This window comes from Lentzea kentuckyensis (assembly GCF_002150765.1).
Lineage (GTDB): Bacteria > Actinomycetota > Actinomycetes > Mycobacteriales > Pseudonocardiaceae > Lentzea > Lentzea kentuckyensis.
The window spans coordinates 1-5,870 of sequence record NZ_MUYM01000205.1 but is presented as its reverse complement, the minus strand read 5'-3'; the positions used below and the strand labels follow the sequence as shown (position 1 = coordinate 5,870).

At 68.4% G+C, this 5,870-nt stretch carries 6 protein-coding genes; 5 read left to right on the top strand and 1 reads right to left on the bottom strand.

Annotated elements, in window-relative coordinates; genetic code table 11:
• Positions 1 to 313 precede the first annotated feature (313 nt).
• The 4 genes from B0F77_RS45920 (at position 314) to B0F77_RS45905 (ending at position 4,236) form a co-directional block, all read left to right on the top strand.
• A complete protein-coding gene (locus tag B0F77_RS45920; protein WP_245849525.1) occupies positions 314 to 826 on the top strand; it encodes a hypothetical protein in 513 nt (170 codons plus the stop codon).
• 68 nt (positions 827 to 894) lie between these two features.
• Positions 895 to 1,539, top strand: coding sequence for a tRNA (guanosine(46)-N7)-methyltransferase TrmB (gene trmB, locus B0F77_RS45915; RefSeq protein WP_086669327.1), 645 nt, complete (start codon positions 895 to 897; stop codon positions 1,537 to 1,539).
• 132 nt (positions 1,540 to 1,671) lie between these two features.
• Positions 1,672 to 2,778, top strand: a complete 1,107-nt coding sequence (locus B0F77_RS45910; RefSeq protein WP_281252629.1) for a nitric oxide synthase oxygenase — start codon at positions 1,672 to 1,674, stop codon at positions 2,776 to 2,778.
• A gap of 300 nt (positions 2,779 to 3,078) precedes the next feature.
• The gene (locus B0F77_RS45905; protein WP_086669326.1) at positions 3,079 to 4,236 is read left to right on the top strand and encodes a sensor histidine kinase; all 1,158 of its coding nucleotides are present in this window, start codon (positions 3,079 to 3,081) and stop codon (positions 4,234 to 4,236) included.
• Between the two features lies 1 nt (position 4,237).
• Here B0F77_RS45905 and B0F77_RS47565 read toward each other — a convergent pair whose 3' ends face one another.
• Positions 4,238 to 4,444 (bottom strand): hypothetical protein, encoded by a 207-nt coding sequence (locus tag B0F77_RS47565; protein WP_143467288.1) that lies wholly within the window; start codon positions 4,442 to 4,444, stop codon positions 4,238 to 4,240.
• Positions 4,445 to 4,665: 221 nt separating this feature from the next.
• Here B0F77_RS47565 and B0F77_RS45900 point away from each other — a divergent pair.
• A partial coding sequence (locus B0F77_RS45900; protein WP_086669323.1) for an amidohydrolase family protein occupies positions 4,666 to 5,870 on the top strand: 1,205 nt, incomplete at its 3' end.

The window sequence follows — 5,870 nt, the reverse complement described above, 5'->3', positions numbered from 1 at the left end:
ACGCCGGAGTCGATCACCGCGACGATCACGCCGTCCCCGCGCGCCTGGTCCTGCGCCGAGTACACGTCGAGCGCGTCCAGGTGCCACTCCTGTTCCTCGATCGTCTGCGCGGCGAGCAGCAGCGGCAGCACGGCGGCGAGCGCGGGGAGCAGAGGCACGTCAGCTACATCGTGTTTCCACTTCACGGCGCAACGTGCCTGGCGTCACAAGTTGCGTAAGGGCCCTGTTAACAAGCCGTGAAAAGCCGCTTTCTGGACAACACCGGCGTTTGGATTCGAGTTCAATTGGGCTATCCCGGTGCCGGAGGTGGCCTGTGGCGGTTCACGTCGAAGCAATGCTCAGCCTCGAGTGGTCTGATGCGCTCGAAGTTCCGAACTCTTCAGAGCTGGCCAGCGCGCCGGCGGACGTACGTCGATCCTGGGTCAACCAGGCCGACGAGAAGCAAGTCCTCGCGATGTACCGCGCGGTGAACGCGGCGGGTGACGCGCCCGCGCCGTGGTGGCTGCGCGCGCTGGATCGCGGCAAGCTCCGCTCACGCGCCGAAGGTCACGCGGTCGAAGACACCGTGACCGAACTGCTGTCGTCTCGTCCCGGCTGGGTCTTCGTGCCGTGGGCCGACTTCGGCGAGATCGGCTACTGGGAGTTCGTGCCGTCGGAAAGCGGTGTGTACGGACCCGCCACGCCGACGACCGTGCAGTTCACCGACACACACCGCGGCTGGATCCACCTGGTTCCGGCGCACCACGGCCCCGGCCACGCCAGCCCCATCGACTTCACCGTCGCCGACCTGCGTGCTCAGATCGAGGACATCGAACTGATTGCTTAGAATGACCGGTCGTGACCAGGCCTGAGTTCCCCCGTTCCATCGTCAGCTTCGTCCAGCGCGGCGAGCGCATGACCGTGGGTCAGGAGCGCGCCTGGGACACGTACTGGGAGAAGATGGGCAACGACGTCAAGTCGCTGCCCGAGGGACCCCTGGACTTCGACTCGTGGTTCGGCCGTTCCGCGCCCGTGCTGCTGGAGATCGGGTCCGGCATGGGCGAGACCACCTCGCAGCTCGTAGCCGCCGCGCCCGAGCTCAACTACGTCGCCGTCGAGGTCTACAAGCCGGGGCTCGCCCAGCTGCTGCTGCGCGGCGAGCACCTCGGCGGGCTGGACAACCTGCGCGTGCTGCGCGGTGACGCCGTCGACCTGCTGACCTCGCATGTCGCGCCGGCCTCGTTGCACGGCGTGCGGATCTTCTTCCCGGACCCGTGGCCGAAGAAGAAGCACCACAAGCGCCGGCTCGTGCAGCCGGAGTTCGTCGCGCTGCTCGCCTCACGGCTGGAGCCCGGCGGCGTGCTGCACCTCGCGACGGACTGGGAGCACTACGCGGAGCAGATGCTCGAGGTGTGTTCCGGCGAGCGGTTGCTGACCAACGTCTACGACGGCTGGGCGCCTCGACCGGACTGGCGACCCGTCACGAAGTTCGAGCAGCGGGCTGTGAACGAGGGCCGCGTTTCGCACGACCTGATGTTCAGGCGGAACGACCTCACCTGATCGAGGTCTCAAGCCTGGCGCTTGAGCACAGTGGGTCTGGCTTTCACTCGTTCAGGTGGCGGGTGTTGATCACCCGAAATGCCCCGAGTGGCAGTGACGCGTGAGGCCGTTCCGGCCTTAGCGTCTCGCTCCGTGACCCCCGACGTCCTCCCCGTTGCGGAGGAGTTCGTCCGCATGTTCCACGCGGCGCACTCCGACGCAGGCTCGCTGTCCGCCCGCATCGCCCAGGTGCGCGCCGAGATCGCCGAGACCGGAACCTACCGCCACACGACCAACGAACTCGCGTACGGCGCGCGGATCGCGTTGCGAGATTCCGGTTGGTGCACCTCAGGTGTGCCGTGGCGACGGCTCAAAGTCCGCGATCTGCGCGGCTATCGCAACGCCGCCGCTGTCGCCGGCGAATGCGTGGAACACCTGCGGCTGGCCACGAACGGCGGTGAGATTCGGCCGCTCGTCACGGTTTTCGCGCCGGACGCGCCCGATTCGCCCGGGCCGGTGATCTGGAACGAGCAGCTGATCCGGTACGCCGGGTACGCCGACGGGATGGGTGACCGCCGGTACGCCCAGTTCACCGAAACCATGCAGGGCATGGGATGGCGGCCGCCGGTGCGCCGGTCGCGCTTCGACCTGCTGCCGTTGGTGGTGGAGACGCAGCACGAGGGACCGCGGCTGTTCACGCTGCCGGCCGAGATCGTGCACGAGGTTCCGCTGGAGCACCCCACGCTGCCGTGGTTCGGCGAGATGGGCCTGCGCTGGCACGCGGTTCCGGTCATCTCGAACATGCGGCTGACGATCGGTGGCGTGACCTATCCCGCGGCGCCGTTCAACTCGTGGTTCGTCGGTGCCGAGATCGGCACGCGCTCACTGGCCGAGGAAGGTGCTTACGGCGTCGCGCGTCAGGTCGCCGAAGCGTTGGGTTTGGACACAACGTCCGAACGCACGCTGTGGCGGGACTTCGCCACCGTTCACCTGAACGCGGCAGTGCTGCACTCGTTCGACAAAGCGGCCGTCACCATCACGGACCACCACGCGGAAGCCTTGCACCGCCTCGCGTGGTTGCGCTCCCGCCAGCGTCCTTCCGCGGCCAGGCCCGCTTTCCGCCTGGACCCGGCCGCCGCGAACCGCGCCCGTGCCGGCACGCCGGCACAGTTCACGGCCGCGTTGGACGAGACTCGTCCCCAACCGACCAGCAGGCTGGCGGAACTGCTCCGCCAGCAACATTCCCTGACCAGCGTCTGACTTCCCCATCACACGCTGGTTCCTGGTGGGTCCTAGCGCTGAGAGTCGATCATCACGCCCGACAGGGCCATCAGCGCAAGGACCAGCAGGCCGACCACCGCGGCGGCCCAAGTGAACACAACTGACAACATGGCGTCCTCCGTTTCCCCGACTATCGCTCCTCCAGAGTCCGTGACCGGGGCGTGATCCGGCATCCGCCGGGAGGGTATTTCCGCAGGTCGCCCACTCAGCCTTCTGGCTGATGCCGGGTTATCCTCCGGTCGGACGCGGGGTGGACCTTTCGGCTTTACCGTGTACCGGGTGGAGAGCACAGATCTGAGCTGGCGGTTGCTCGCCAAACGCCAGTGGCCACTGGCCCTCTCGCTGACCGGGATCACCCTGCTGGAGCTCGGGTCGATCAACACCGGCCTCGGCTGGTGGCAGGTGCCCGGTGTGCTGGTGGTCTGCGCGATCGCGGTGCTCGCGCCGCGGCGGCCGTTCGACGCGGCGCTCGCGCTCTCGTTCGCGATCGCTTGCGTGGGCGTCTACATGCGGTTTCTCGGTGTGGCGCTGCAGCCGCACTTCTTCGTGAGCGGCGTGACCATCTCCATGACCGGTGCCGCGATGGCGACCATCGCCATCGTCGTCCGGGAGGCTTCGCGGTGGCAGGCGGTCGCCGGCACCGTGCTGCTGGTGGCCGCGACCGCGGTGACGGAGGTGCTCGGGTACCCGATCGTCGCGCCGGTCGAGTACCAGGAATGGGATCCGGGCTACCGGCAGTACTTCTTCGGCGGGACCCTCATGCTCGTGCTGGCCATCGGTACCGGCCTGTACTTCCGGGCCCGTGACAACGAACGCACGTCCCAACTGGCGGCTTCCGTTGCGGCGGCCCAGAACGCCGAGCGGATGGCGTTGGCGCGGGAACTCCACGACGTCGTCGCCCACTACGTGACCGCGATCGTCGTGCACGCGCAGGCAGGTCAGCTCAACCGCCAGGTCGACGTCCTGCCGGCCATCGCTTCTTCCGGCACCGAGGCTCTGACCGCGATGCGGCGTCTCGTCGGGACCATGCGGGACGGATCGTCGTCCGGGCCCGCCGCGTCTTCGTCGTTGATGGACGACGTGCGCTCGCTGGCCGCGGAGTCCGGGCTGCCGGTGCGGCTTTCGTTCGATCTGCAGGACGCCGTGCCGCAGGAGCTGGCCCGGTCGGTGCTGCGGCTGGTGCAGGAATCCTTGACCAACACCCAGAAGCACGCGTCCGCGGTGTCCTCTGTGGACGTGGCGCTGTCCTCAAGTGACGGCGTGCTGAGACTCGGCGTCGAGGACGACGGTGTCGCGTCGGGCGTTCCCGTTGGTGGCTCTGGAGGTTACGGGCTCGTGGGCATGCGCGAGCGCGTGGAACTGCTGGGTGGCACGTTCTCCGCAGGGCGGCGCGAACCCGCTGGGTGGAAGGTCCGCGCCGAACTGCCGATCTCTTAGTTCACCGCTCGTCGCGGATGACGTCGAACTCCTGCGTCATCTCGACATCGCTGAACTGGTCGTCGTGCTGAGGGTCGATGTCGGCCACTGATGCCTCCGCGTGATCACGCCCGTACCGTGCGGGGTGATCATGCCAACTCAGCGGCGAGTCGGCGGCTTGGGGGTGGCGGGCTTCTGCGCGCGGCGGAACGTTCCACTGGAAGTGCACGGCTTCTTCGACATGATCTTGTGACGTCCCTGCTCTCGTGTTGGTTGCCCGGGAAGCACAAAGGGCCCGCCGGTTCGTGCTCGACGAGCCCTTTGGTCAGGGAGAAGTTTGTGGTCGGGGCGGACCCTGGGGGTCGGCCCGCGCCCGACAGCACGAGGATTCCCATGCGTTGCGGATCCATGCATGCTTGTGATCGGCATCACAGTGGCAGGATTCCCCGCATGTCACTGCGCCTCCACGCCCCGGTGGTCCTGCCCTGCGACCCGTCCTGCTCCGTGCTGAGGGACGCGGTCGTGGACGTCGTCGACGGCCGCATCACCTATGTGGGTGGTGCCGCTGACGCACCGGCTTTCGACGGCGAGGTCCGTTCGCTGTCCGGCATCCTCCTGCCGGGTCTGGTGAACACCCACGCGCACAGCCCGATGACGGTGCTGCGCGGCCTGGGCTCCGACCTGCCGCTGCTGCGCTGGCTGCAGGAGCAGATGTGGCCGAACGAGGCGCGGATGACCGCCGCCGACGTCGGCACGGGCATGCTGCTCGGCGCCGTCGAGATGCTGCGGCACGGCGTGACGACCTCCGCCGAGATGTACTTCCACGGCCCCGAACTGGTGTCTTCGGTGCTGGCCGCCGGTTCGCGCGTGGTGTTCGGCGGCGCGATCCTCGACGTGCCGGGCATGTCGTGGCGCTCGCTGACCGACGAGATCTCCACGTGGATCGACGCCGACGGCCTGGTCTCCGCGGACGGCCGGATCGAGCTGGCCTACGGGCCGCACTCCGCCTACACGTTGTCCGCCGCCCAGCTCACCGCAGTTGCAGTGGAGGCGCGGGCACGCGGGGCGCTGCTGATGGTGCACGTCGCCGAGTCGCCGTTCGAGGACGAGGCACAGCGGGCCGAGTACGGCTCCGTGCCGGCATTGCTGAAGGCATCCGACGTCCTGGGTGGACGCGTGCTGTCCGCGCACTCCGTTCACCTGTCCGACGACGACATCGCGCTGTACGCGTCGTTCGGTGTCGGCGTGGCGCACTGCCCAGGGTCGAACGCGAAGCTGGCCTCGGGCATCGCGCGCGTGCCGGAGATGCTCGCCGCCGGGGTGTCGGTCGGACTCGGCACGGACGGGCCGGCGTCCAACGACGACCTGGACCTGTTCGAGGAGGCTCGGCTGGCCGGGCTGTTCGCGCGGGTGTCCAAGATGGACGCGACCGTGCTCGGCGCGGCCCAGGCGCTGCTGATGGCCACTCGGGGCGGGGCCTCGGCGCTGGGGCGTTCCGACATCGGTTCTTTGGAGGCTGGGCGGTGGGGCGATGTCGTGCACATCGCCGCTGATGATCCGGCGTTCGCTACCGGGTTGGACGCGCCGGATTCGCAGTTGCTGGCGAACCTGGTGTGGGGGTCCGGGTCGCGGCGGGTCACCGATGTGTGGGTGGG